The organism is Streptomyces solitudinis (genome assembly GCF_036323765.1).
In the GTDB taxonomy this organism is placed as follows: Bacteria; Actinomycetota; Actinomycetes; order Streptomycetales; family Streptomycetaceae; genus Streptomyces.
Genome location: NZ_JAZDCW010000002.1, coordinates 217,398 through 242,176, shown reverse-complemented (window position 1 = coordinate 242,176; position 24,779 = coordinate 217,398). Strand labels below are relative to the sequence as shown.

The window sequence follows — 24,779 nt, the reverse complement described above, 5'->3', positions numbered from 1 at the left end:
CCCACCAAGAGAAGGAACCACGCAATGTCTGCTGCTCTCGAGACCCTCGCGGCTGTTGAAGGCAACGTCGGCACGATCGGCTACGGCCTTGCCGCGATCGGCCCCGGTATCGGCGTCGGCATCATCTTCGGTAACGGTGTGCAGGCCATCGCCCGCCAGCCCGAGGCCGCCGGCCTCATCCGCCAGAACATGCTGCTCGGCTTCGCGGTCGTCGAGGCCCTGGCCCTGATCGGCTTCGTCGTCCCGTTCATCCTCTGACGACCGGGCCACAGCCGCATACGACGAAAGGTCCACCATGATGAACCTGGCTGCTACGGAGGCGCAGAACCCGCTGCTTCCGGTCTGGCCCGAGGTCGTCATCGGCCTGCTCGCCTTCGGCATCGTCTTCTTCGTCTTCGCCAAGAAGCTCCTCCCGTCCATCAACAAGGCACTGGACGAGCGCCGCGAGGCGATCGAGGGGGGCATGGAGAAGGCCGAGGCCGCGCAGGCCGAGGCCCAGCAGACGCTCGACGAGTACCGGGCGCAGCTCGCCGAGGCCCGCCACGAGGCCGCCCGGCTGCGTCAGGACGCCCAGGAGCAGGGTGCCGCGCTCATCGCCGAGATGCGCGCGGAGGGTCAGCGGCAGCGTGAGGAGATCATCGCCGCCGGTCACACCCAGATCGAGGCCGACCGCAAGCAGGCCGCCCAGGTGCTGCGCCAGGACGTGGGCACGCTCGCCACCGCCCTGGCCGGCAAGCTCGTCGGGGAGTCCCTGGAGGACCACGCCCGGCAGAGCCGCACCATCGACCGGTTCCTGGACGAGCTGGAGGCCAAGGCCGACACCGGGGCCGCCCGATGAACGGAGCAAGCCGCGAGGCCCTGGCCACCGCGCGCGGACAGCTCGACACGCTGACGGACAGCACGTCCGTCGACGCGCGGGAGCTGGCCGACGAGCTGGCCGCCGTCACCGCGCTGCTCGACCGCGAGGTGTCGCTGCGCCGGACCCTCACCGATCCGGCGCAGTCCGGCGAGGCCAAGGCGGGCCTCGCCGGCCGCCTGCTGGCCGGCCGGGTCAGCGGGGCGACCGCCGACCTGGTCACCGGCATGGTCCGGGCCCGCTGGTCGCGGCCGCGCGACCTGGTGGACGCCGTCGAGCAGCTCGCCGACAGCGCCGACCTGATCGCGGCCGACCGCGACGGCACCCTCGGTGACGTGGAGGACGAGCTGTTCCGGTTCGGCCGGATCGTCGCGTCCTCCACCGAGCTGCGCGCCGCGCTCAGCGGCAAGACCGGCGACGCGTCGGTCAAGGCCGCGCAGACGGAGCTGCTGCACCGGCTGCTCGGCGGGCGGGCCCGGCCCGCCACCGAGCGGCTCGTGGTCCGGCTGGTCGGTCAGCCGCGGGGACGTAGCCTGGAAGGGGGCCTGGAGGCCCTCTCCCGGCTGGCGGCCGAGCGCCGCGACCGGTCCGTGGCCGTCGTCACCTCCGCGGTACCGCTCACCGATGTACAGCGGCAGCGCCTCGGCGCGGCACTGACCCGCCTCTACGGACGGCAGGTGCACCTCAACCTCGACGTGGACCCGGCGGTCCTCGGCGGGATCACGGTGCGCATCGGTGACGAGGTCATCGACGGCTCCGTCGCCGCCCGCCTCGACGAGGTCGAACGGCGGATGGCCGGCTGAGCCGGCCACACCAACTCAACAAGCAGTACGTAGCGGCCCGAGTTGGGCCGTAGCAGATACATACGGGCCCAACAAGGAGAGCAGGGAACCCAGATGGCGGAGCTCACGATCCGGCCGGATGAGATCCGGGACGCGCTGGAGAACTTTGTTCAGTCGTACACGCCGGACGCGGCCTCGCGCGAAGAGGTCGGGACGGTCAGCGTTGCCGGTGACGGCATCGCGAAGGTCGAGGGTCTGCCCTCGGCCATGGCGAACGAGCTGCTGAAGTTCGAGGACGGCACCCTCGGCCTCGCCCTCAACCTTGAGGAGCGCGAGATCGGTGCCGTGGTCCTCGGCGAGTTCAGCGGCATCGAGGAGGGGCAAACGGTGCGCCGCACCGGCGAGGTCCTCTCCGTGCCGGTGGGCGAGGGCTACCTCGGCCGGGTCGTCGACCCGCTGGGCAACGCCATCGACGGCCTCGGCGAGATCGAGTCCGACGACCGCCGCGCGCTGGAGCTGCAGGCCCCCACGGTCATGCAGCGCAAGTCGGTCCACGAGCCGATGGAGACGGGCTACAAGGCCGTCGACGCCATGACCCCGGTCGGCCGCGGCCAGCGTCAGCTCATCATCGGCGACCGGCAGACCGGCAAGACGGCCCTCGCCGTTGACACGATCATCAACCAGCGCGACAACTGGCGCACCGGCGACCCGGGCAAGCAGGTCCGCTGCATCTACGTCGCCATCGGCCAGAAGGGTTCCACCATCGCGGGCGTGCGTGCCGCGCTGGAGGAGGCCGGCGCGCTGGAGTACACCACCATCGTCGCCGCCCCGGCGTCCGACCCGGCGGGCTTCAAGTACCTGGCGCCCTACACCGGCTCGGCCATCGGCCAGCACTGGATGTACCAGGGCAAGCACGTCCTGATCGTCTTCGACGACCTGTCCAAGCAGGCCGACGCCTACCGCGCCGTGTCCCTGCTGCTGCGCCGCCCGCCGGGCCGCGAGGCCTACCCGGGTGACGTCTTCTACCTGCACTCCCGGCTGCTGGAGCGCTGCGCGAAGCTCTCCGACGAGATGGGCGCGGGCTCGATGACCGGTCTGCCGATCGTCGAGACCAAGGCCAACGACGTGTCGGCGTTCATCCCGACCAACGTCATCTCCATCACCGACGGCCAGTGCTTCCTGGAGTCCGACCTGTTCAACGCGGGCCAGCGCCCGGCGCTGAACGTCGGTATCTCGGTCTCCCGTGTCGGTGGCTCGGCCCAGCACAAGGCCATGAAGCAGGTCTCCGGCCGGCTGCGCGTGGACCTGGCCCAGTTCCGCGAGCTGGAGGCGTTCGCCGCCTTCGGTTCGGACCTGGACGCCGCGTCCAAGGCGTCCCTGGAGCGGGGCCAGCGCATGGTCGAGCTGCTCAAGCAGAGCCAGTACGCGCCGTACCCGACCGAGAACCAGGTCGTCTCCATCTGGGCCGGCACCACCGGTCTGATGGACGAGGTGCCGGTGGCCGACGTCCGCCGCTTCGAGAAGGAGCTGCTGGACTACCTGCACCGTGAGCACAAGGACCTGATGACCGGCATCCGCGAGGGCGGCAAGATGTCGGACGACACGCTCGGCAAGCTCCGTGAGGTCATCGACGGCTTCAAGCGGCAGTTCGAGACCTCGGACGGCAAGCTCCTGGGCGAGGGCTGAGCATGGGTGCCCAGGTCCGGGTCTACAAACGGCGGATCAAGTCCGTCAAGGCCACCAAGAAGATCACCAAGGCGATGGAGATGATCTCCGCCTCGCGCATCGTCAAGGCGCAGCGCCAGGTGACGGCCTCCACGCCGTACGCCGACGAGCTGACCGCCGCGGTGACCGCCGTGGCGGGCGGCGGGGACGTCAAGCACCCGCTGACCACCGAGGCGGAGGCGCCGAAGCGGGCCGCGGTGCTGCTCGTCACGAGCGACCGCGGTCTGGCCGGCGGCTACTCCAGCAACGCCATCAAGGCGGCGGAGCAGCTCACGGCCCGGCTCTCCGGTGAGGGCAAGGAGGTCGACACCTACGTCATCGGACGCAAGGGCGTCGCGTACTTCAACTTCCGCGGCCGCGGGGTGAAGGAGTCGTGGACGGGCTTCAGCGACAGCCCCGCCTACGCCGACGCGAAGCGGGTCTCCGCGCCGCTCATCGAAGCCGTCGGACGGGACTCCGCCGACGGTGGGGTGGACGAGCTGTACATCGTCTTCACCGAGTTCGTCTCGATGATGACGCAGAGCCCGGTCGAGCGCCGGATGCTGCCGCTCGCCCTGGAGCCGTCGGCCGTGGAGGCGCGCGGTGACAAGCGCGTGCAGCCGCTGTACGACTTCGAGCCGTCCGCCGAGGAGGTGCTCGACGCGCTGCTGCCGCGGTACGTCGAGTCGCGGGTCTACAACGCCCTGCTGCAGGCCGCCGCCTCCGAGCACGCGGCGCGCCGCCGGGCGATGAAGTCGGCGACCGACAACGCGGAAGACCTCATCAAGTCGCTGACGCGGCTTGCCAACGCGGCCCGCCAGGCCGACATCACCCAGGAAATCAGCGAGATCGTCGGTGGTGCCAGCGCGCTGGCCGACGCTTCTGCGGGGAGTGACCGATAACTATGACCACCACTGCTCAGACGGCCGCCGCGACGGGCCGCGTCGCGCGGGTCATCGGCCCGGTCGTCGACGTGGAGTTCCCCGTCGACGCGATGCCGGAGATCTACAACGCCCTCACGGTCGAGGTCGCCGACCCGGCCGCGGCGGGCGCCACCAAGAAGCTGACGATGGAGGTCGCGCAGCACCTCGGCGAGGGCCTGGTGCGCGCCATCTCCATGCAGCCCACCGACGGTCTGGTCCGCCAGGCCCCGGTGACCGACACCGGCAACGGCATCACGGTGCCCGTCGGTGACGTCACCAAGGGCCGCGTGTTCAACACCCTCGGTGAGATCCTCAACGAGCCGGAGGCCGAGTCCGAGGTCACCGACCGCTGGCCGATCCACCGCAAGGCCCCGGCCTTCGACCAGCTCGAGTCCAAGACCGAGATGTTCGAGACCGGCCTCAAGGTCGTCGACCTGCTGACCCCGTACGTCAAGGGCGGCAAGATCGGTCTGTTCGGCGGCGCCGGCGTCGGCAAGACCGTGCTCATCCAGGAAATGATCATGCGTGTGGCGAAGCTGCACGAGGGCGTCTCCGTGTTCGCCGGTGTCGGTGAGCGCACCCGTGAGGGCAACGACCTCATCGAGGAGATGGCCGAGTCGGGCGTGCTGCCGCAGACGGCGCTGGTCTTCGGCCAGATGGACGAGCCCCCGGGCACCCGTCTGCGGGTGGCGCTGGCCGGTCTGACCATGGCGGAGTACTTCCGCGATGTGCAGAAGCAGGACGTGCTGTTCTTCATCGACAACATCTTCCGCTTCACCCAGGCCGGTTCCGAGGTCTCCACGCTGCTGGGCCGCATGCCCTCCGCGGTGGGCTACCAGCCGAACCTGGCGGACGAGATGGGTGTCCTCCAGGAGCGCATCACCTCCACCCGCGGCCACTCGATCACGTCGATGCAGGCGATCTACGTCCCCGCCGACGACCTGACCGACCCGGCCCCGGCGACGACGTTCGCGCACCTGGACGCCACGACGGTGCTCTCGCGTCCGATCTCGGAGAAGGGCATCTACCCGGCGGTGGACCCGCTGGACTCCACGTCCCGCATCCTGGACCCGCGCTACATCTCGGCGGAGCACTACGAGTGCGCCTCCCGGGTCAAGGGGATCCTCCAGAAGTACAAGGACCTCCAGGACATCATCGCCATCCTCGGCATCGACGAGCTGGGCGAGGAGGACAAGCTCACCGTCCACCGCGCCCGCCGCATCGAGCGCTTCCTGTCGCAGAACACCCACGCGGCGAAGCAGTTCACCGGCCTCGACGGCTCCGACGTGCCGCTGGACGAGTCCATCGCCGCGTTCAACGCCATCGCCGACGGTGACTACGACCACTTCCCGGAGCAGGCGTTCTTCATGTGCGGTGGCCTGGACGACCTCAAGGCCAAGGCCAAGGAGCTCGGCGTCTCCTGACGCCGGGCCCCGACGCGGCGAGGGGCGGGTCCGTCCGCCCCTCGCCGTCCGCACCCCGTATCCTTTGGAAATCCCAGTCTGAGGAGCCACTGTGGCTGAGCTGCACGTCGAGTTGGTCGCCGCCGACCGCCGGGTCTGGTCGGGTGAGGCCAGGCTGGTCGTCGCGCGCACCTCTTCGGGTGAGATCGGTGTCATGCCCGGCCACCAGCCGCTGCTCGGTGTGCTGGAGTCCGGCCCGGTCACCATCCGCACCACCGGGGAGACCGGTGACGGCACCGTGATCGCGGCGGTGCACGGCGGTTTCATCTCGTTCGCGGACGACAAGCTGTCGCTGCTGGCCGAGATCGCGGAGCTGTCGTACGAGATCGACGTCGAGCGCGCCGAGCGGGCGCTCGACCAGGCGAAGGCGGACCAGGACGCGTCGGCGGAACGACGTGCCGAGGTCCGGCTGCGGGCAGTGGCGGTCGCACGCTGAACCCGCACGCACTGCTCACTCAGCCGCGGACGGCCCCGGAGTCCTGCTCCGGGACGGTCCGCGGCTGAGCCATCATTGGAGGCGGTCCGCGCACCGCGCGCGGCACGCAGGGATTTGCGAGGAGGTCGGTGACACATGGCCCTCGCCCTGGTGCTGTGCGGAACGTTCGTGGCGCTGGTCCTGCTGGCGCTGTTCGTCTTCGGCCTGCGCCGCAGGCTGATCCAGCGCTCGGGCGGCACCTTCGACTGCAGCCTGCGCTGGGACGTGCCGAAGGACGAGTCCGAGGACCCTTCGGGCAAGGGCTGGAGCTACGGCGTCGCCCGGTACAGCGGTGACCGGGTCGAGTGGTTCCGGGTCTTCTCCTACGCTCCCCGCCCGCGCCGGATGCTTGACCGCGAGGCCGTGGAGGTGCTCCAGCGGCGCACGCCGCGCGGCGAGGAGGAGCTGGCGCTGCTGTCGGACGCGCTGGTGCTCACGTGCCTGCTGCGGGGCACCCGCGTGGAGCTGGCCATGAGCGAGGACGCGCTGACCGGGTTCCTGGCCTGGCTGGAGGCCGCGCCCCCGGGCCAGCGCGTCAACGTGGCCTGACGGGCGGGGCCCGACGGACGTGGCGTGACGGGCGGGGCCGGGGCGCCCGGCGAGGGGCGCGGACGTGCGGCTGGCCGGGGCGGCGGCGGGCGGACCGCCACCCCGGCCGTGGGGGGTGGATCAGGGGACGGGGATCACTTCAGGCCGTTGTGGATGGCCGTGATCAGTTCCCCGTTCGTGGTGTCCCCGCTCAGCTCCCAGAAGAAGGCGCCGCCGAGGCCCTGCTGCTTGGCCCAGTCCATCTTGCCGTCGATGGTGGCCGGGGTGTCGTAGCTCCACCACTGGTTCCCGCAGTGCGCGTAGGCGGTGCCGGCGATGGTGCCGGTGGCCGGGCAGCGCGCCTTGAGCACCTTGTAGTCCTCGATGCCCTGCTCGTACGCCCCCGGGGCGGGGCCGGTGGCGGTGCCGCCGGGTGCGGACTGGGTGACGCCGGTCCAGCCGCGGCCGTAGAAGCCGATGCCCAGCAGCAGCTTCTGCGCGGGGACGCCCTTGGCCTTGAGCTTGTTGATGGCGGCGGCGGAGTTGAAGCCGTCGGCCGGGATGCCGTCGTAGGCGGTGAGCGGGGAGTGCGGCGCGGTCGGTCCCTGCGCCGCCCAGGCGCCGAAGAAGTCGTACGTCATGACGTTGTACCAGTCGACGTACTGGGCCGCGCCGCCGTAGTCGGCCGCGTCGATCTTGCCGCCGCTGGAGGCGTCGGCGGTGATGGCGGCCGTCAGCAGCTCGTCACCGAACTGGGCGCGGAAGGCGCGCATCATGGTCTCCATGACCTCGGAGCCGCTGTTGTCGCACGTCAGGCCGCAGGCGTTGGGGTACTCCCAGTCGAGGTCGATGCCGTCGAACAGGCCCTCCCAGCGCGGGTCGTGCACCAGGTCGTAGCAGGACTTGGCGAAGGCCGTGGGGTTCTGCATGGCAGCGGGGAAGCCGCCGGACCAGGTCCAGCCGCCGAAGGACCACAGCACCTTGATGTGCGGGTACTTCTGCTTCAGCTTGAGGAGCTGGTTGAAGTTGCCGCGCAGGGGCTGGTCCCAGGTGTCGGCCTTGCCGTCGACGGACTGGTCCGCGGTGTAGGACTTCTCGATGGCGGCGAAGGAGTCGCCCATGGTGCACCTGCCACCCTGGACGTTGCCGAAGCTGTAGTTGATGTGGGTGAGCTTCTGCGCGGAGCCGGAGGTCACCATGTCCTTGACGTGGTAGTTGCGGCCGTAGATGCCCCACTCGGTGAAGTACCCGACGTTGAGGGCTCCGGGCGGGGGCGGGGGCTCCTCGTCGCCGCCCGTGGTGCGCACGCGCAGGGGGCTGCTGGCCGGGCCGACCTGGTCGGCGGTGTCGCGGGCGCGGACGGTGTAGGTGTACTCGGTGTCCTTGGTCAGTCCGCTGTCGGTGAAGGAGGTGCCGGTGACGGTGCCCGCCTTGGTGGTGCCGCGGTAGACGTCGTAGTTCTTGACGCCCTTGTCGTCGGTCGCGGCGGACCAGCCGAGCGTCACCGATGTCTGGCCGACCTGGGAGGCGGTGGGGGTGCCGGGAGCGGAGGGCGGGTTGTCACCGGGCCCTCCGCCGCCGGTGCAGGAGGCGCCGTTGAGGGTGCAGCCGCTCGGGCTGCCGCCGCCGGTGCCGTTGAAGCCGAAGCTGGCGGTGCCGCCGGGGGCGATGGTGGCGTTCCAGCCGCGGTCCTTGGCGGTGTAGCGGCCGCCGCTGCTGGTGACGTTGGCGTCCCAGAAGGAGCCGACGGTCGTCCCGGCGGGGAAGTCCCACTCCAGGGTCCAGCCGTTGATGGCGGTGGTGCCGGTGTTCTTGATCGTCCACTGCCCCCCGAAGCCGGTGCCCCAGTCGGAGGTCTTGGTGAACGTCGCGGTCGCGGACGTGTCGGCGGCCTGGGCCGTGCTGGCCAGTCCGGTGAGCGCCGCCAGCGGAAGGAGTAGCGCGGTGAGGACCGCGATGGTTCTGCGCCTGATGGTTCCGTGGTTCAAGACGAGCTCCTCGGTTCGTATCCGATGGAACGTGGAACCTGCGCCGCCCGATGAGAGCGCCGCCGCCTGGAGGCGGGCCTGACGTGCTCACCACAGTTCGAGTGGGAGCGTAAAGTGGTCTGGACCAACGGTCAATAGGTCTGGACCAAAGTTCGTGGGCACGAGAAAAGCCGGGGAGACGGCGGGCGGGCCGTCTCCCCGGCGGTCCGGGGCGGAGGTGCCGGGACTAGCCGTTCAGCCCCTGGTGGATGGCGGTGATCAGTTCACCGTCGGCGGTGTCGCCACTGGTCTCCCAGAAGAAGGCGCCGCCGAGGCCCTGCTGCTTGGCCCAGTCCATCTTGCCGTCGATGGTGGCCGGGGTGTCGTAGCTCCACCACTCGTTGCCGCAGTGCGCGTAGGCGGTGCCGGCGATGGTGCCGGTGACCGGGCAGCGCTCACTGATGACCTTGTAGTCCTCGATGCCGGCCTCGTGGGTGGCCGGGGCCGGGCCGGTGGCGGAGCCGCCGGGGGCGGACTGGGTGACGCCGGTCCAGCCGCGGCCGTAGAAGCCGATGCCCAGCAGCAGCTTGTCGGCCGGGACGCCCTTGGCCTTCAGCTTGTCGATGGCCGCGGCGGAGTTGAAGCCCTCGGCCGGGATGCCGTCGTACGCGGTCAGCGGGGAGTGCGGCGCCGTCGGGCCGTTCTTGTTGAACCCGCCGAAGTAGTCGTACGTCATGACGTTGTACCAGTCGATGTACTGCGCCGCGCCGCCGTAGTCGGCCGCGTCGAGCTTGCCGCCGTCCGAGCCGTCAGCGGTGATGGCCGCGGTCAGGAGCTGGTCGTCACCGAACTCGGCGCGGAAGACGCGCATCATGTCCTCAAGGACCTCAGGGCCGCTCTCGTCGCAGCTCAGGCCGCAGGCGTTGGGGTACTCCCAGTCGAGGTCGATGCCGTCGAACAGGCCCTCCCAGCGCGGGTCGTGCAGCAGGTCGTAGCAGGAGGACGCGAACGCGGCCGGGTTCTTCATGGCGTCGGTGAAGCCGCCGGACCAGGTCCAGCCGCCGAAGGACCACAGCACCTTGATGTGCGGGTACATCTCCTTCAGCTTCAGGAGCTGGTTGAAGTTGCCGCGCAGGGGCTGGTCCCAGGTGTCGGCCTTGCCGTCGACGGACTCGGCGGCGGTGTACGCCTTGTCCGTGGCAGCGTAGGCGTCACCCATGGTGCACTCGCCGCCCTGGACGTTGCCGAAGCTGTAGTTGATGTGGGTGAGCTTCTCGGCGGAGCCGGAGGTGACCAGGTCCTTGACGTGGTAGTCGCGGCCGTAGACGCCCCACTCGGTGAAGTAGCCGAGGTTGACGTACTCACCCGGCGGCGTGGGCTCCGGCTCCGGCTCGGGGTCCGGGTCGGGCTCCGGGTCCGGGTCGGGCTCGGGGTCCGGGTCCGGCTCGGGGTCCGGCTCGCCGGAGCCGTCACACGGCTGGCCGTTGATGAGGCAGCCGCTCGGGTCGCCCGCGCCGCTGCCGGAGAGGCCGAAGCTGACGCTCGCGCCCGGCGCGAGCGTGCCGTTCCAGCCCGCGTTGACGGCCGTGTAGCTGTTGCCGTCCTTGGTGACCTTGGCTTCCCAGTGGCTCCTGACACTGGTGCCGGCGGGGAAGTCCCACTCCAGCTCCCAGCCGTTCAGGGTGGTGTCGCCGGTGTTCTTGATCGTCCACTTCGCCTCGAAGCCGGTACCCCAGTCCGCGGTGCGGGCGAAGGTTGCCGTGGCTCCTTCGGCGGCCTGGGCCGAGGGGGCGAGGGCGACCATGCCGCCCAGGGGGATGAGCAGTGCCGCCGCGGCCGCGACGGCCCGGCGTGTGACGCGACGTGGGGTGTTGCGTTCCGTTCTCAAGAGCGCTCCAGAGCTGGGGCCGGCGGGGGCCGGTCCGACGGGAATCGCTGCGCCGCCCGGTGAGCGTGACCTGTGCCTGACACGCTGCTCGCAGTTGCCAAGTGACACTAAGGAGGTCTGGACCACTGGTCAATAGGTCTGGACCAGATGATGAACATGACGGAGTACCAACTGACCGCTCCGCGCCGGGCCGAAGACGCCATCGGAGGACCGGCGGCTCCGTGCCGTACCGCAGCGCTCGCGGCGCAGGCCCCTCCGCTCCCGGTGGGGCTCCAGCGTAACGTTGGGGTGTGCGTCTGAGCAGGCGTCAAGCACGGCGAGCAGGGGGTGGCACCGCCCATGACGGCGGACCGCGACGGACAGGCAGGCGGCGGGCGGGACGCGCGCGGCGGAACGGGCGGGGACGGCGCGGACCGGGGCGGCCCGCCGGCCCCGTCCGACCTCGCCGGAGAACTGCGGAGGCTGCGCGCCCGCAGCGGGCTCACGCTCGCCGCGCTCGCGCAGCGCACCAGCTACAGCAAGTCGTCCTGGGAGCGTTACCTCAACGGCAAGGCACTGCCGCCGGAACAGGCCCTGCGTGCCTTCGGACGGGCCGTCGGCGTCGACCCGGCCCGGCTGCTGGTGCTGCGCAGCCTGCTGGGCGACACCCGGCCGCAGACCCCGGCGGCGGACGGCGCACCGGGCGGCCCGCCGGCCGGAGCGCCCGCCCCCGCACCGGCGGCTGACGCGCCGCAGCGCCGGTGGTCCGCGGCGGCCGGACGCGCCGGACGCCTTCCGCGCGTGCCGCACGTGCGCGGAACCGGGCTCCTCCCGCTGCTCCTCGCCGTGGCCGGGCTGGTCGTCGGGCTCGCCGCGGGCTTCGGCCTGGCACAGGGACGCGACGGCGCGGACGGCGCGGACGAGGCCGCCGTCGGGAGCGCCGCGTCGGCCACCGGGGACGGCACCCCGCACGCCCCGGGCTGCGTCGGCTTCGAGTGCCGGGGCAAGGACCCGACCCGGCTCGGCTGCCACATCGGGGTCTGGACGGCGGCGGTGCGGGAGATCGGCGACGTCTACCTGGAGCTGCGGTACAGCCCGCAGTGCCGCGCCGCCTGGGCGCGGATCACCGAGGCGGCGGTGGGGGACACCGCCCGCGTGGCCGGGCCGGGGGGCGTGAGCCACGAGCGGTCGATCAGCTACGACCGGGACACCTACTCGCCCATGGTGGAAGCGCCCTACCCGGCGTCCGCCCGGGCCTGCGCGACGCTGGGCGAGGCGGCGGAGGTCTGCACCGCCCCGGGCGGGGCCTCACCGCTGTCCGAGGCCCCCACCGACGAGAACCGCTACCGGCCCGGCGCCCACCAGGCGGCCAGCGTCTCCGCCGGGGTGGCGGCGGCCGGTCAGCCGATCGCCGGACGCGGCACGGGCACGGCCGCCCGCCACCAGGAGAAGCCCCGGACCCTCTGGCGGTACGCCGCGGCCCACACACCACCCGGCCCCGGCAGCAGCCGCCGGGCCCCGCGGACATCTCTCACCTGACACCCCTTCGCTCGCACCGGAGTTCGCCCCGGTACGAGCGAGCATGGCCGCCGGCGGCCCGCCCGCGCACCCCCGCGCCGGCAACGTGGGACGCCTCATCAGTGGGACGGCTCTGACCTGCGGTGACGCCGCTCGTCCCAGGCGTCGCGCGGGACGGGCGCGGGACAGGCAGGACGCGCCCGGGCCGCCGTGCCGGCCTGACGTACGGGCCCGCGCCGCCCGCCCGCGGCAGGGGCCGTGCTCACCGGCCGGTGACACCCCACTCGCGGGCCCGGACGGCGGCCCGGGCGCGACTGCGCAACCCGAGCTTGCGCAGGATCCGGCTGACGTGCGTCTTCACCGTCGCCTCGGCCATGGACAGGGCCGCGGCGATCTCCGCGTTCGCCAGGCCCTCGCCGAGCAGGCCGAGCACCTCGCGCTCCCGCGCGGTGAGCGCGGCCAGCTCCGCGGGCGCGTCCCGCGCCGGGCCCGCTGACGCCGCCGCCGGGGCGGCCAGCTCCCGGATCAGCCGCCGTGTCACCGCAGGCGCGACCACGCCCTCCCCGCGGGCGACGGTGCGGACGGCGTCCACGAGCGTCGCGGCGTCGCTGTCCTTGAGCAGGAAACCGGCGGCCCCGGCCCGCAGCGCGCCGAGGACGTACTCGTCCAGGTCGAACGTCGTCAGCACCAGGACGTCCGCCAGCTCCTCGGCCACCACCTGCCGGGTGGCCGACACACCATCCAGGCGCGGCATCCGCACGTCCATCAGGACGACGTCGGGCCGCAGCTCGCGGGCCAGCCGCACCGCCTCCTGTCCGTCGGCCGCCTCCCCGGCGACGTCGATGCCAGGCGCGCCGCGCAGGATGAGGACGAGACCGGCCCGTACGGCCGACTGGTCCTCGGCGACCAGGACCCGGATCGTCATGGGCGAGGTGCTCCTTCGGTCAGGGGCAGCCGGGCGGACACCCGCCAGGCGCCCTCGCGCGCGCCCGCGTCGAACGTCCCGCCCAGCAGCTCCACCCGCTCGCGCATGCCGACGAGGCCGGTGCCCGTGCCCGGGACGCGCGGGCCGCCGCGCGGGCCCAGCGGACTGCCGACCGTCACCACCAGCCCGTCCTCACGGGCCAGCCGCACGGTGACCTCCCCGGGGGCGGCGTGCTTGAGCGCGTTCGTCAGGGACTCCTGCACGACACGGTAGGCGGCCAGTTCGACGGGCGCGGGCAGCGGCGGCCCGCCGGCCCGCTCGTCGTGCAGGGTGAAGCGCAGCCCGTTCGCCGCTCCGCCGGTCCGGGCGGCCGCCACCAGCGCGTCGAGGCCGGCCAGTGTCGGGGCTGCGGCCGGTGCCTCCTCGTCCCCCGGGGTCCGCAGGATGCCGATCAGGCGGCGCATCTCCGCCAGGCCCTGCACGCTGTTCTCGCGGATCACCGCCAGCGCGCGGGCGGTCGCCGCCGGTTCCTCGCGCGCCTGCGCGGCCGTCGCGTGCAGGGCGACCGCCGAGAGGTGGCCCGCCACCACGTCGTGCAGCTCCCTGGCCATGCGGGCGCGTTCGGCGGTCACCGCCTGGGCGCGGTCCATCTCGGCCAGGAGCGCGGTCTGCTCCGCCCGCAGCCGTTCGGCGGCCGCCGCGTCCTGGTGGGTGCGCACCAGCAGCCCGGTGTACGCGGGGGCCGCGGTGACACCGGCGAAGAGGATGCCGAGCAGCAGCGCCTCCGGCTCGCGCAGCAGCGCCAGCAGCCCGGCGGTGAACGCGACGCTGGCGGCCACCGACCACGGCGGCAGCAGCCGGGCCGCGCGCGGCGTTCCGTACAGGACGGCCGCGTAGACGACGTCGGTGAACATCAGCAGTGTCGGCAGCACGCCTCCGGTCAGCTGGTCGGCGGCCAGGGCCGCCACCGCCAGGCACAGGGCCCAGGGCTGCGCGGTGCGACGGCCCAGCACGGCCAGGCACATCACCGCCAGCGGCAGCGGCACCCACTGGCCGCGCTCGCGGCCGAGCGGCTGGACGGTGTACAGGCCGAGCCACCACAGCAGCAGCCCGCCGAGCAGCCCGGCCGCCGCGATCCACACGTCCGACCGGTGCGGTCGGCGGCCGGGCGCGCACGGAGGGGGCATGCCCCCATCTCAGCACGGTCCGGCGACCGCCCCGGGGGCGAGGTGGCGGACGGGGGGACGCCGGGCCGTACATCGAAGGGTGCAGCCGGGAATCGTCACCCGCGACGACGCCCGGGGGCGGCGCCGCGGCGAGGCTTGGGGGGACGGAAGGAGCACGCCGTGGTCGTCACCCTCATCATCGCCGTGGAGGTCGCCTTCTGGGTGCTGCTGGCCGCCGGTCTCGCCCTGCGCTACCTGGCCCGCATGCCCCGCGCCGGGCTGGCCGTGCTGCTGTGCGAACCGGTCCTGGAGGTGGTGCTGCTCGTCGCCACCGCCGCCGACCTGCGCAACGGCGCGGAGCCGGACTTCACGCACGGGCTGGCCGCCGTCTACATCGGCTTCACCCTCACCCACGGCCACTACCTGATCCGCTGGGCCGACGCCCGCTTCGCGCACCGGTTCGCGGACGGCCCGCCGCCGGTGCGGCCGCCGCGCTACGGCACGGCCAGGGCGGTGCACGAGTGGAAGATGTCCGCCCGCGCGATCGGCGCCGCCGCCATCGCGGCCGGACTGCTCCAGGCCGCCGTCTGGTACGTCGGTGACGCGGGCCGGGCCGAGTCGCTGCGGGCCTGGCAGGAGCGGATGGGCCTGGTCGTCGTGATCAGCCTGGTCGTCGCGCTGAGCTACACCCTCTGGCCGAAGCGCCCGCCCGCCCCGCCCGCTTCGTCCGCCGCCGGGCCTGGGGCGCAGCCGTCCGGCGAGCGTTCCCGGAGCTGACCCGCGGCGCCAGGGGCACCGCCCGCCTGCGTGGCGGTGGGGCATCGGCGCCGGTGCGGCGGTCCGCGCTGGTCAGCGGTGTGCGGATGCGGGACGTGGCGACGGTTGTGATGCTGGAGGGACGACACAGCCCATCGGCGAAGGGACTGCCATGTCCATGAAGGACAAGCTCAAGGGCATGCTCAAGGGCCACGAGGGCCAGGCCCGGCAGGGCGTGGAGAAGGGCGGCGACCAGATCGACCGCCGCACCGGCGGCAAGCACAGCGAGCACGTCGACACGGCCCAGCGCAAGCTGAACGACCAGCTGGGCACGCAGCCGCCGGAGCACGGCGGTGACCAGCCGCCCCGGTCCTGACGGCTTCGGTACGCGACGGCGGACGCCCCCGGGACCACGTGCCGCGGGGGCGTCCGGCGGCTGTTCGGGCGGTGTGCGGGTTTTCGGGTTCCATCCGGGCAGAAGGGGGCACTCGCGCTGGGTCCCTCGTCGACCAGGAGGCGCGTATGTCGTTCAACCCCTTGGAGCAGCGGGGCATCCCGCTGGACCGCCAGCTCCGCAACTGGCGGGAGCTGGATGTCGAGCCCATCGACCCCGACCACTGCGACCCGTACACCCGGTGCCGGATCATCACCATGAACGGCATCGAGGTCGAAGCGATCCTCTTCAGCCACCAGATGGCCCGGCACTGCCCCGACCCCCAGGTCAAGCGGCAGCTCGCCTCCACCCGCTACATCGAGGCGCAGCAGCAGAAGGTGGTGAACTGGCTGCTGCCCGGAGTGTCCTCCGTGCTGGAGACGACCATCGCCTACGAGCAGGTCGCCGTGGACCTCACGGCATGGGTGGCCCGCATGGAGCCGGACCCGTACCTCAAGCAGGCGTACCAGTTCGGCGTCCTGGAGGACTTCGACCACCTGTACCGGTACGCCAACCTGTACGAGATGATCGAGCACCGCAAGGCGGAGAAGATCGTCGACGGCCTCACCGAGGTCATGCCGGGGCGTCCGACGAAGTTCCACCACCGCGACCCGGTGGACAACGTCCGCGACCCGTACGACCGCACGACGGCCGACCCGCTGTCCAAGCTGCACGCGCTGACGGTCATGTCGGCCGAACAGCAGACGATGAACTTCTACATGAACGTCGGCCCGACGTACATGGAGCCCATCGCCCGCCAGCTCTACCAGGAGATCGGGCTCATCGAGGAGGAGCACGTCACCCACTACGAGTCCCTGGTGGACCCGGGGGAGACGTGGTGGGAGCAGCTCGTCAACCACGAGTACAACGAGTGCTACCTGTACTACTCGTTCATGGAGCAGGAGAGCGACCCGCGGATCAAGGCCATCTGGGAGCTGCACCTGAACATGGAGCTGGAGCACCTGCACGTCGCCTGCGACCTCATGCGCCGCCACGACGGGCGCGAGCCCGAGCAGGTGCTGGCCCCGCAGCTCCCGCAGGTGCTCACCTTCGAGCCCAACAAGGAGTACCTCCGCGAGCTGCTGGACACCCAGATCGACCTCACCACGCTGGGCGCCGGCTACGTGCGCGAGGCCCACGAGCGGTTCGAGCGCATGCAGGAGAAGCTCAACGACGGCCAGGCCCCGCCCAGCGAGCGCCTGATGGAACGGCACCGCGAGATGATGGGCGGCGAGTACCGGCTCCAGACGGAGGGCGAGCACCCGGTGCCGTCCCTGCGCGCCGCCCACTGACCGGCACCGAGGCGGAGGACACCGTGACAGAACAGGCCCAGTCCGGCATGCGTGACGCCGGAAAGGACGTCGTGGCGCTGCTGATGCAGCAGCACGGCGAGGTGCGCAACCTCTTCGACGAGGTGGAGCAGAGCCGGGGCGACGAGCGGCGCGACGCCTTCCGGCGTCTGGTCCGCATGCTCGCCGTGCACGAGACCGCGGAGGAGGAGGTCGTCCACCCGGCCGCCCGCCGCGCCTTCGACGGCGGGGACCAGGTCGTCGAGGAACGCCTCGCGGAGGAGAAGGAGGCCAAGGAGCAGCTCAGCCGCCTGGACGACATGGACCCGGACGACCCGGACTTCGGCCCGAAGCTGCAGAAGCTGCGCCGGGACGTCATGGAGCACGCGCGCGCCGAGGAACGGTACGAGTTCACCAAGCTGCGCCGGACGATGAGCGCGCAGCAGCTCGCCTCGATGGCCAAGGCCGTGAAGGCCGCCGAGGCGATGGCGCCCACCCGGCCGCACCCCGGCGTCGAGTCGGGGCCGGCGAACATGGCCGCGGGGCCCGTCGCCGCCCTGATCGACCGCACGCGTGACGCGGTGCGCAAGGCGATGGGCGACCGCGGCTGAAGCACGGGCCGCGGATCTTCCCTCCGAGTGCCGGAGCCGGTTCCCGCCGGCTCCGGCACTCGTGTGCGCACTCAGCGGGTGATGAAGCGGGAATTGCGTGTACTCATGCGGCGCGCAAGAATTCCCGGCGCCGTCCTGTTTCGGATTTCCTGGAGTTCACGGCCTTGACCCCGTTGGCTACTGATCCGTAATTTACCGATCCACAACCCGTTCGTATCGATCTGAGGCGCTCAGCGCACGGCCGACCCCGTCCCGCATTTCACGTGCATTACCGCGTCAATGGTATTTCGGCCCGCGATCGTTTACCGGGCTGCGGCGACCGGTATTCCGGCGGACGTGGCGGTGTACGCGGCGCCGATCTTGGAACCGGAGAGGTAACTCATGGGAGTCCACAGACGGAAGCCCCGTTCCAGGGCAGCGCTCGGGGCCGTCACCGCGGCCGGAATGGCCGCGGGCATGCTCGGTCTCGCCGCCGCCGGTCCCGCCTCGGCCGAGCCGGTGTCGCTGACGCAGACCTACAGCTGCGTCCTCCCGCTGATCGGGGCCGACCCGATCAGCGTCGAGATCAACTCGGACATGCCGGCGACCGTCGAGAAGGGCCAGCCCACCGGAGCCTTCGCCATCGAGGCCGTCACGCAGGTCAGCGCGAAGGCCGCCCAGGGCATGGGCCTGGTGGGCGGCGTGACCGTCGAGGGCACCGCCACGGCCGACGTCACCGTCGAGCTGCCGTCCGGCGCGCTCGACCTGTCGGTCGTCAACACCGTTCCCAGCACGCCCGTGCCGAACCCGCCGGCCCCGTTCGAGGTCCTGGCCTTCGGCGAGTCGCCGTCGCTGACCTTCAACCAGACCGGCACGGCGACGATCAACGTCAACGCGCTGACGCTGACGATGACGCCCCGCACCGCCACCGGCGGCGAGACCGGACTCGGCACCTTCGACGCGCCGTGCACCCTGGCGCCGCAGGACCAGAACACGGTGCTGCACACCTTCGAGATCGTCGAGACCGGCCCCGGCGAGGAGCCGGAGGAGCCCGAGGAGCCGGAGGAGCCGGAGGAGCCGGAGGAGCCCGTCGGCGACGGCAGCCAGAACCTCAGGACCTCGGTGCGCGGCGGTTCGCTGTCGATGTCCCAGGCCGGCGACACGGTCGAGATGACCCCCGTCGACTACGGCGCGGGCGGCACCTCCACGGGTGACCTCCAGACGGTCACGGTCGAGGACTTCCGCGGTGGCACGGCCGGCTGGTCGCTCACCGGCAAGGTCACCGACTTCACCGGCGACGGCGACACCATCCCCGCGGAGAACCTGAGCTGGAACCCGTCCTGCGTGGCCGCCGCGGGCTCGCAGAGCACCTGCGTCGCCGGCTCCCCCGGTGTCGTGGGCAGCGAGGGCGCGGCCCTGGCCAGCGCTCCGGACGCCGATGCCACCGGTGGTGAGTTCGCCGTGGACGCCGGGCTCTCCCTGGACGTCCCGGAGCTGGCCGCCCCCGGCACGTACTCCAGCGTGCTCACCCTCACCCTGACCTGACGCCCAGGTCCCCGGCACCACCCCGGGGTGGGCCGGCCGCAGCGGCCGGCCCACCCCCTTCCCGTCCCAGGCATCCCAGTCCCAGGTGTCCCAGGGGGTCCCCACCCATGCGCGCACGAGCGTCCGCACTCCTGATACTCGTCCTCGGCCTGCTGCTCTCGCCGGTCGCGCCACCGGCGCACGCGGCGGACAACGGCAAGTGGTCCGTCTTCCCCGCCACGGGCGAAGACGTCCAAGGCCGCGCCCACTTCCGGCTGGAGGCCGCGCCCGGTTCCACCGTGCGGGACGAGGTCACCGTCGCCAACCTCTCCGGCTCCGCGAGGACGTTCCACCTCTACGGCGCGGACGCCTACAACACCCCGCGCGACGGCGGCTTCGCCGTGCGCGGCGCCGAGGAGGAGCACCGGGGCGTCGGCGTCTGGCTGCGTCTGGACCGCGAGAAGCTGCGGATTCCCGCCGGGGGCCGGACCACGGTGCCCTTCACCCTCACGGTGCCTACCAACGCCGAGCCGGGGGACCACCCCGGTGCCGTCATCGCGCTCGACCAGGAGGTCCGCAAGGCCGGGGGAGCGGTGGGCGTGGGGGTGCGCCAGGCCGTCGGCGCCCGGGTCTACCTCCAGGTGACCGGCGAGCGGAAGCCCGCCGTGGAGGTGGAGGACGTGCGCTGGGAGTACGAGGCGCCCGCCGTCCCCGGCACGGGGGACGATCCGGCGACCATCCGGTACACGCTCGTCAACAGCGGCAACGTGACGCTGCGGCCCGAGGTGCGCCTCGCGGCCGAGGGCGTGTTCGGCCGGGAACTGGTCGAGCGCGCGGCCGGGGCCGTCCCCCTGGAACTCCTCCCCGGGGAGCGGGTGCGGCTCTTTGAGTCGTGGACAAAGCCGCCCGCGATGGACAGGGGTGACGTCACCGTGACGGTCACCGACGAGGCGACCGGGCAGCGGGCCAGCGCGAGCACGTCGTTCCTCGTCGTCCCGTGGCTGCTGCTGGCCGCCGTGGTGCTGCTGCTCACCGTGCTGGCGCTGCTCCTGCTGCGCCGCAGGCGCGGGGCGGCGGACGCCGCCCCGCGGGAGTGAGGCCGCGCGGGGGCGGAGCCGCGCACCGGCCTCCGCCCCCGCGCCCCGCTCAGCGGTTCTCGCCGGGCACCCACAGCACGTCGCCCTGCTCCCGGTTCGCCGTGCGGGCCAGGATGAACAGCAGGTCGGACAGGCGGTTGAGGTAGGTGGCGGTCAGCGGGTTCATCGTGTCGCCGTGCTCGGCGAACGCGGCCCACGTGGAGCGCTCCGCCCGCCGCACCACCGTGCACGCCTGGTGCAGCAGGGCGGCCCCCGGCGTGCCGCCGGGCAGGATGAAGCTGCGCAGCTTCTCCAGGTCGGCCAGGAAGCGGTCGCAGTCGGATTCCAGCCGGTCGACGTAGCTCTGCTCGACGCGCAGCGGCGGGTACTGGGGGTTCTCGGCGACCGGCGTCGAGAGGTCGGCGCCGACGTCGAACAGGTCGTTCTGCACGCGGGTGAGCACCGCAGTGACGTCCTCGGGCAGTCCGCCCAGCGCGATCGCCACCCCGATGGCGGCGTTCGCCTCGTTCGCGTCGGCGTACGCCGAAATGCGGGTGTCGGTCTTCGCGGTGCGGCTCATGTCACCGAGCGCCGTCGTGCCGTCGTCCCCGGTGCGGGTGTAGATGCGCGTCAGATTGACCATGCGGCCGACCCTAGCCCCTCACCGGCGGGCCCTGCCGGGGGACGGCGCGCGGGGGTGCGGGCGGGTGGTGTCCGGCCCAACTGGGGTGTGCCGCCTGCTCGGTAATGATCCGATGTGATGTCCATCAGATGAGACGTGACGCGTATCTCTTCGCCGCCCACCGGGCCCTCACGGGCGCTATGGTCCGGCTGAGAACACCCGCCAACGACCGTCGAGGGGACACACGTGGCCAGGAAACTCGCCGTCATCGGAGCCGGACTGATGGGTTCCGGCATCGCGCAGGTCTCCGCCCAGGCCGGATGGGACGTGGTGCTGCGCGATGTGACCGACGAGGCGCTGGCCCGGGGCCGCGGCGGCATCGAGGCGTCCTACGGCAAGTTCGTCCAGAAGGGCCGTCTCGACGCCGGGGACGCGCAGGCCGCGCTCGCCCGCATCACCACGACGACCGACCTGGACGCGGTGGCCGACGCCGACATCGTCGTCGAGGCCGTCTTCGAGCGGATCGACGTCAAGCAGGAGATCTTCCGCACCCTGGACGGCATCGTGAAGGACGAGGCCGTCCTCGCCTCCAACACCTCGGCCATCCCGATCACCAAGATCGCCGCCGCGACGCGGCGCCCCGAGCGGGTCGTGGGCACCCACTTCTTCTCGCCGGTGCCGATGATGCAGCTGTGCGAACTGGTGCGCGGCCTGAAGACCAGCGACGAGACCCTCGCCGTGGCGCGGGAGTTCGCCGAGGGCGTCGGCAAGACGTGCATCGTCGTCAACCGGGACGTGGCCGGGTTCGTCACCACCCGGCTCATCACCGCCCTGGTGGTGGAGGCGGCCAAGCTCCAGGAGTCGGGCGTCGCCACCGCCGAGGACATCGACACCGCCTGCAAGCTGGGCTTCGGGCACGCCATGGGCCCGCTTGCCACCGCCGACCTCACCGGCGTGGAGATCCTGCTGCACGCGGCGGACAACATCTACACGGAGTCCAGGGACGAGAAGTTCGCCGCTCCCGAGCGGATGCGCCGCATGGTGGACGCCGGGGACCTGGGGCGCAAGAGCGGCGAGGGCTTCTACCGCTACTGAGCCGCTGCCGCGCGCCGGCACCGCCGGACGGACGTCACCCGCAGGGGTGGATTCCGTATCGATTCGCACACGGACGGCAACTTCGCTCCCGGGCGGGCCGTCAAGTGTAGTGAGACATTCGGACACGAAGGTTTACGCGACGTAACCATCGGGGAGCGCGTTATGCACATCAAGGGCGACCACGCCGAGCTGTTCGTCGGTGGACGCCTCGACGTGCGCAGCGCCGCCGACGCCCGTACGGCGCTGCACACCGCGCTCGACGCCGGTGACGGCGACCTCGTGCTCAGCCTCGCCCAGCTCGACTCCTGCGACGCCACCGGCCTCGGCGTCATCATGGGCGCCCACCGCAGGGCGGGCCGCTGCGGACGGCGGCTCGTCCTGCGGGACGTCCCCCCGCAGATGCAGCGGGTCCTCGTGGCGACACGCCTGCACCGCATCCTCGCCATCGAGGGGCAAACGCTCACAAAGCCATGACGATTCGGGGCCGGGCCGCAGGGTCGGGCTTCGCCGCGGCCCCGGTTGCGTCTAGGGTTCGCTTCACTGCCGGGAAGGGCCCAGGGAGTACCACGAGCACCGCATCTGGGGGGCTTTCACCATGCACCCGACTCACCGCGGACCGGAGGACAAGGGCGGTCGCGAGAGCCACGACAGCGGGGCTCTGGCCCGTACCGTCCAGCTGGTCGCGGGTGAATACCTGCTGACCGTCAACCCCGTCGACGGCAGCGAAATCGAGCCATGTCCGCCGGGACGACTGCCCGGGCCGCCGCGGCGCCGCGGCCCGCGGGCGCGCGCCGACCTCGCCCGCGCCGCCGCGCCGCCCGCCCCGGTGGGCGAGGCGGCACTCGACCTGCCGCTGCTGGAGCGCGACGAGGAGCGGGAACGGCTCGTCCGCCTCCTGGCCCGCGGCCGTTCCGTGCGGCTCACCGGGCCCAGCGGCTCCGGCCGCACCGGGCTGCTCGCCGCCGTCGCCGCCGGATGCGCGGACCTGGCGCCCGACGGCGTCGTCCGGCTCAGCGGCCACCGCCGCGGCGTGACCGACCTGCTCTACGCCCTCTACCACGCGGTCCACGACGCCCCCCGGCACCGGCCGGAGCTGGCGGAGCTGCTGGACGCGCTGGCGGAGGTCGGCGCCGTCGTCGTCCTGGACGACCTGGAGTTCGGCGGCGCCGCGCTCGACGAGCTGCTGAAGGCGACCCCCGAGTGCGCCTTCCTGTTCGCCGCGACGCCGGACGTCCCCGCCCCCTCGGCCGACTCGGACCTGGAGGAGGTCGTCCTGCGCGGCCTCAGCCGCACCGCCTGCGTGGACCTCCTGGAGCGCGCCGCGCGCAGGCCGCTCACCGAGGGCGAGGCCGACTGGGCCGGCGACCTGTGGTTCGAGTCCGAGGGGCTGCCGCTGCGGTTCGTCCAGGCGGGCGCGCTGCTGCGGGAACGCGACGCGCGCGGCCTGGCCGTCGGTGCCGCCCCCAGTGACGACGACCCCGCGCCGGACGGCGCCGGGGCGCAGGAGGCCGAGCCGGGCGAGGCGGAGCGCCCGGCCGGGCTGACCGTCGCCTCGGTCACCGCGGTACGGCTCGCGCAGGCCCTCTCCGGGCAGGGCCGCGACGTCCTGCGGTTCGCCGTCGCGCTCGACGGCGAGGTGCCGCAGGCCGCGCACCTGCCCGCCCTGCTGGACGACGAACGGGCCGACGCGGCGCTGGCCGAGCTGACCGCCGCCGGGCTCGCCACGGCGGCCGGCGCCCACTACCGCCTGGCCGCCCAGGTCACCGCGCAGCTCGTCGACGCCGGGTACGCCGAGGGCGCGGGCGCGCGCGCCCGGACCGCCGCCCAGCACTACGCCTGGTGGGCCGGGCACCCCTCGGTCACCGCGGAGCGGGTCGCCGCGGAGTCGGAGGCGGTGCTCGCCGCCGTGCGGGGCGCCCAGCGCGCCGGGCACGCCAGCGCGGCCGTCCTGCTGGCCCACACGGCCGCACCGGTCTTCGCCGCCGCGCAGCACTGGTCGGCCTGGGAGCGCGTGCTCACCGCCGGGCAGGAGGCGGCCCGGCAGTCCGGCGAGGTCGCCGAAGAAACGTACTTCCACCACGAGCTGGGCGTCCTCGCCCTGTGCACGGCCGACCTGGACCGGGCCCGCACCGAGCTGGAGACGGCGATGGCCCTGCGGGGCGGACTCGCCGACCGCAGCGGTACGTTCGCCGGCCGCCGCGCCCTGGCGCTGGTCGCCGACCGCTCCGGCGTGCCGCTCACCCCCGCGCTGGACCCGGTGCCGGGTGCCGAGGCGGAGGAGGGGGCGACGGCGCCCTCCGGCAGCGAGGACGCCACGGTGACGGCCGCGGCCGTCACCGGCGCGACGCCGTCCCAGCCGTTCGGCGCCTACGCCGACGCTGCCCCGGCGGTCCTGCCGGATGATCCGGGGACCGGCCCGCGCGGCGGCCTGCGGCGCGTGCTCGTGGCGAACGGCCGCCGCAACGTGCTGGCCGCGGCGGCCGGAGCCGTGCTGGCCGTCGTCCTCGGCACGGTCGTGACGGTGGCCAGCACCTCGGGCGAGGAGGACACGGCCGACCGGGTCAGGCCGGACAGTTCCACAACGCAGCCGGAGGACGACGGGTACGGCACGCCCGAGACCCCCGGCGAGCCGGCCGGTTCCGAGGGCCCGCGGCCCTCCCGGGACCCCGGCTCCTCCGGTGCCCCCGGCGCCACGCCCCCGGACTCCGGTGCGTCCCCCTCCGGCGACGGCGGGGAGGACACCTCGGCTCCCGGAGGCGGCGGCGACGCCCCGGACGGGGGAACGAGCGGCGGCACCTCCGGCGGCACGGGCGACGGTGCCTCCGGGGGAACGAACGGCGGCACCGGGGACGGCGGCACGCCCGGCGGCGGGAACAGCGGCACGCCCGGCGAACCGGGTGGCGGCGATGACGGAACGCCCGGCGGCGACGGGCCGGATGGCGGCGGTGAGACGGGCGGCACGCCGTCGGACCCGGCGACGGGCTCTCCCGGGGGCGGCGAACCCGATCCGGACGAATCCACCGACGAGCAGACCGGTGAGCCGACGGAAGAACCCACCGACGAGCCGGGCGAGGCGACGCCGACGGCTACGCGGCCCGAGCCCACGGTCACCGTGACCGGCTCCGGTTCGCCGTCCCCGGCGCAGAGCGGGACGCTGCTCGTCTGACGCCGGGTCCGGGCACGCCGTCTCCGGCGCGCCCGGACCCGGCGGCGAACCCGT

At 72.8% G+C, this 24,779-nt stretch carries 23 protein-coding genes; 18 read left to right on the top strand and 5 right to left on the bottom strand.

The window, feature by feature from the left end:
* Positions 1-24 precede the first annotated feature (24 nt).
* The 8 genes from atpE to V1J52_RS04740 all read left to right on the top strand — a co-directional run bounded on the left by atpE (position 25) and on the right by V1J52_RS04740 (position 6,752).
* Complete coding sequence (gene atpE, locus V1J52_RS04775) at positions 25-258, top strand: ATP synthase F0 subunit C (RefSeq protein WP_330138315.1); 234 nt, start codon at positions 25-27, stop codon at positions 256-258.
* Between the two features lie 37 nt (positions 259-295).
* Complete coding sequence (locus tag V1J52_RS04770; RefSeq protein ID WP_330138314.1) at positions 296-838, top strand: F0F1 ATP synthase subunit B; 543 nt, start codon at positions 296-298, stop codon at positions 836-838.
* Positions 835-1,659: a F0F1 ATP synthase subunit delta gene (locus V1J52_RS04765; RefSeq protein WP_330138313.1), complete on the top strand. Its 825-nt coding sequence runs from the start codon at positions 835-837 to the stop codon at positions 1,657-1,659. Before V1J52_RS04770 ends, V1J52_RS04765 begins: the two co-directional genes overlap by 4 nt.
* A gap of 93 nt (positions 1,660-1,752) precedes the next feature.
* Entirely contained in the window at positions 1,753-3,324 is a 1,572-nt protein-coding gene (gene atpA / locus V1J52_RS04760; protein WP_330138312.1) for a F0F1 ATP synthase subunit alpha, read from the top strand.
* Between the two features lie 2 nt (positions 3,325-3,326).
* Entirely contained in the window at positions 3,327-4,244 is a 918-nt protein-coding gene (locus tag V1J52_RS04755; protein ID WP_330138311.1) for a F0F1 ATP synthase subunit gamma, read from the top strand.
* Positions 4,245-4,246: 2 nt separating this feature from the next.
* On the top strand, positions 4,247-5,689 hold the full coding sequence (gene atpD / locus V1J52_RS04750; RefSeq protein WP_330138310.1) for a F0F1 ATP synthase subunit beta: 1,443 nt from the start codon (positions 4,247-4,249) through the stop codon (positions 5,687-5,689).
* A 91-nt stretch (positions 5,690-5,780) separates the two neighbouring features.
* Complete coding sequence (locus tag V1J52_RS04745; protein ID WP_330138309.1) at positions 5,781-6,164, top strand: F0F1 ATP synthase subunit epsilon; 384 nt, start codon at positions 5,781-5,783, stop codon at positions 6,162-6,164.
* A gap of 135 nt (positions 6,165-6,299) precedes the next feature.
* Positions 6,300-6,752 carry a DUF2550 domain-containing protein gene (locus V1J52_RS04740; protein ID WP_330138308.1) on the top strand — a complete coding sequence of 151 codons (453 nt, stop codon included), beginning with the start codon at positions 6,300-6,302 and terminating at the stop codon, positions 6,750-6,752.
* Between the two features lie 134 nt (positions 6,753-6,886).
* On the opposite strand, the gene V1J52_RS04735 is transcribed toward V1J52_RS04740, so the two are convergent.
* Both V1J52_RS04735 and V1J52_RS04730 read right to left on the bottom strand, forming a co-directional pair.
* On the bottom strand, positions 6,887-8,719 hold the full coding sequence (locus V1J52_RS04735) for a glycosyl hydrolase family 18 protein (RefSeq protein WP_330138307.1): 1,833 nt from the start codon (positions 8,717-8,719) through the stop codon (positions 6,887-6,889).
* 226 nt (positions 8,720-8,945) lie between these two features.
* On the bottom strand, positions 8,946-10,502 hold the full coding sequence (locus V1J52_RS04730; protein ID WP_330138824.1) for a glycosyl hydrolase family 18 protein: 1,557 nt from the start codon (positions 10,500-10,502) through the stop codon (positions 8,946-8,948).
* 423 nt (positions 10,503-10,925) lie between these two features.
* On the opposite strand from V1J52_RS04730, the gene V1J52_RS04725 reads away from it, so the two are divergent.
* Entirely contained in the window at positions 10,926-12,104 is a 1,179-nt protein-coding gene (locus V1J52_RS04725) for a helix-turn-helix domain-containing protein (protein WP_330138306.1), read from the top strand.
* Positions 12,105-12,345: 241 nt separating this feature from the next.
* On the opposite strand, the gene V1J52_RS04720 is transcribed toward V1J52_RS04725, so the two are convergent.
* Positions 12,346-13,008 (bottom strand): response regulator transcription factor, encoded by a 663-nt coding sequence (locus tag V1J52_RS04720; protein ID WP_330138305.1) that lies wholly within the window; start codon positions 13,006-13,008, stop codon positions 12,346-12,348.
* The gene (locus V1J52_RS04715) at positions 13,005-14,195 is read right to left on the bottom strand and encodes a sensor histidine kinase (RefSeq protein WP_330138304.1); all 1,191 of its coding nucleotides are present in this window, start codon (positions 14,193-14,195) and stop codon (positions 13,005-13,007) included. Before V1J52_RS04715 ends, V1J52_RS04720 begins: the two co-directional genes overlap by 4 nt.
* Positions 14,196-14,354: 159 nt before the next feature.
* Here V1J52_RS04715 and V1J52_RS04710 point away from each other — a divergent pair, with 159 nt between their 5' ends.
* The 6 genes from V1J52_RS04710 to V1J52_RS04685 all read left to right on the top strand — a co-directional run bounded on the left by V1J52_RS04710 (position 14,355) and on the right by V1J52_RS04685 (position 19,863).
* Positions 14,355-14,951 (top strand): hypothetical protein, encoded by a 597-nt coding sequence (locus tag V1J52_RS04710; RefSeq protein WP_330138303.1) that lies wholly within the window; start codon positions 14,355-14,357, stop codon positions 14,949-14,951.
* Positions 14,952-15,102: 151 nt separating this feature from the next.
* Positions 15,103-15,306, top strand: coding sequence for an antitoxin (locus V1J52_RS04705; protein ID WP_330138302.1), 204 nt, complete (start codon positions 15,103-15,105; stop codon positions 15,304-15,306).
* Positions 15,307-15,452: 146 nt separating this feature from the next.
* On the top strand, positions 15,453-16,655 hold the full coding sequence (locus V1J52_RS04700) for a hypothetical protein (RefSeq protein ID WP_330138301.1): 1,203 nt from the start codon (positions 15,453-15,455) through the stop codon (positions 16,653-16,655).
* Positions 16,656-16,702: 47 nt separating this feature from the next.
* Positions 16,703-17,263, top strand: coding sequence for a hemerythrin domain-containing protein (locus V1J52_RS04695; RefSeq protein ID WP_330138823.1), 561 nt, complete (start codon positions 16,703-16,705; stop codon positions 17,261-17,263).
* Between the two features lie 381 nt (positions 17,264-17,644).
* Entirely contained in the window at positions 17,645-18,787 is a 1,143-nt protein-coding gene (locus V1J52_RS04690) for a DUF6801 domain-containing protein (protein WP_330138300.1), read from the top strand.
* 107 nt (positions 18,788-18,894) lie between these two features.
* Positions 18,895-19,863, top strand: a complete 969-nt coding sequence (locus V1J52_RS04685) for a COG1470 family protein (protein ID WP_330138299.1) — start codon at positions 18,895-18,897, stop codon at positions 19,861-19,863.
* Positions 19,864-19,912: 49 nt separating this feature from the next.
* On the opposite strand, the gene V1J52_RS04680 is transcribed toward V1J52_RS04685, so the two are convergent.
* Positions 19,913-20,485 carry a cob(I)yrinic acid a,c-diamide adenosyltransferase gene (locus tag V1J52_RS04680; protein ID WP_330138298.1) on the bottom strand — a complete coding sequence of 191 codons (573 nt, stop codon included), beginning with the start codon at positions 20,483-20,485 and terminating at the stop codon, positions 19,913-19,915.
* Between the two features lie 225 nt (positions 20,486-20,710).
* On the opposite strand from V1J52_RS04680, the gene V1J52_RS04675 reads away from it, so the two are divergent.
* The 3 genes from V1J52_RS04675 (at position 20,711) to V1J52_RS04665 (ending at position 24,725) form a co-directional block, all read left to right on the top strand.
* Complete coding sequence (locus V1J52_RS04675) at positions 20,711-21,559, top strand: 3-hydroxyacyl-CoA dehydrogenase family protein (protein WP_330138297.1); 849 nt, start codon at positions 20,711-20,713, stop codon at positions 21,557-21,559.
* A gap of 162 nt (positions 21,560-21,721) precedes the next feature.
* Complete coding sequence (locus tag V1J52_RS04670; RefSeq protein WP_330138296.1) at positions 21,722-22,033, top strand: STAS domain-containing protein; 312 nt, start codon at positions 21,722-21,724, stop codon at positions 22,031-22,033.
* Between the two features lie 121 nt (positions 22,034-22,154).
* The gene (locus tag V1J52_RS04665) at positions 22,155-24,725 is read left to right on the top strand and encodes an ATP-binding protein (protein ID WP_330138295.1); all 2,571 of its coding nucleotides are present in this window, start codon (positions 22,155-22,157) and stop codon (positions 24,723-24,725) included.
* The last annotated feature ends 54 nt before the right edge of the window (positions 24,726-24,779 follow it).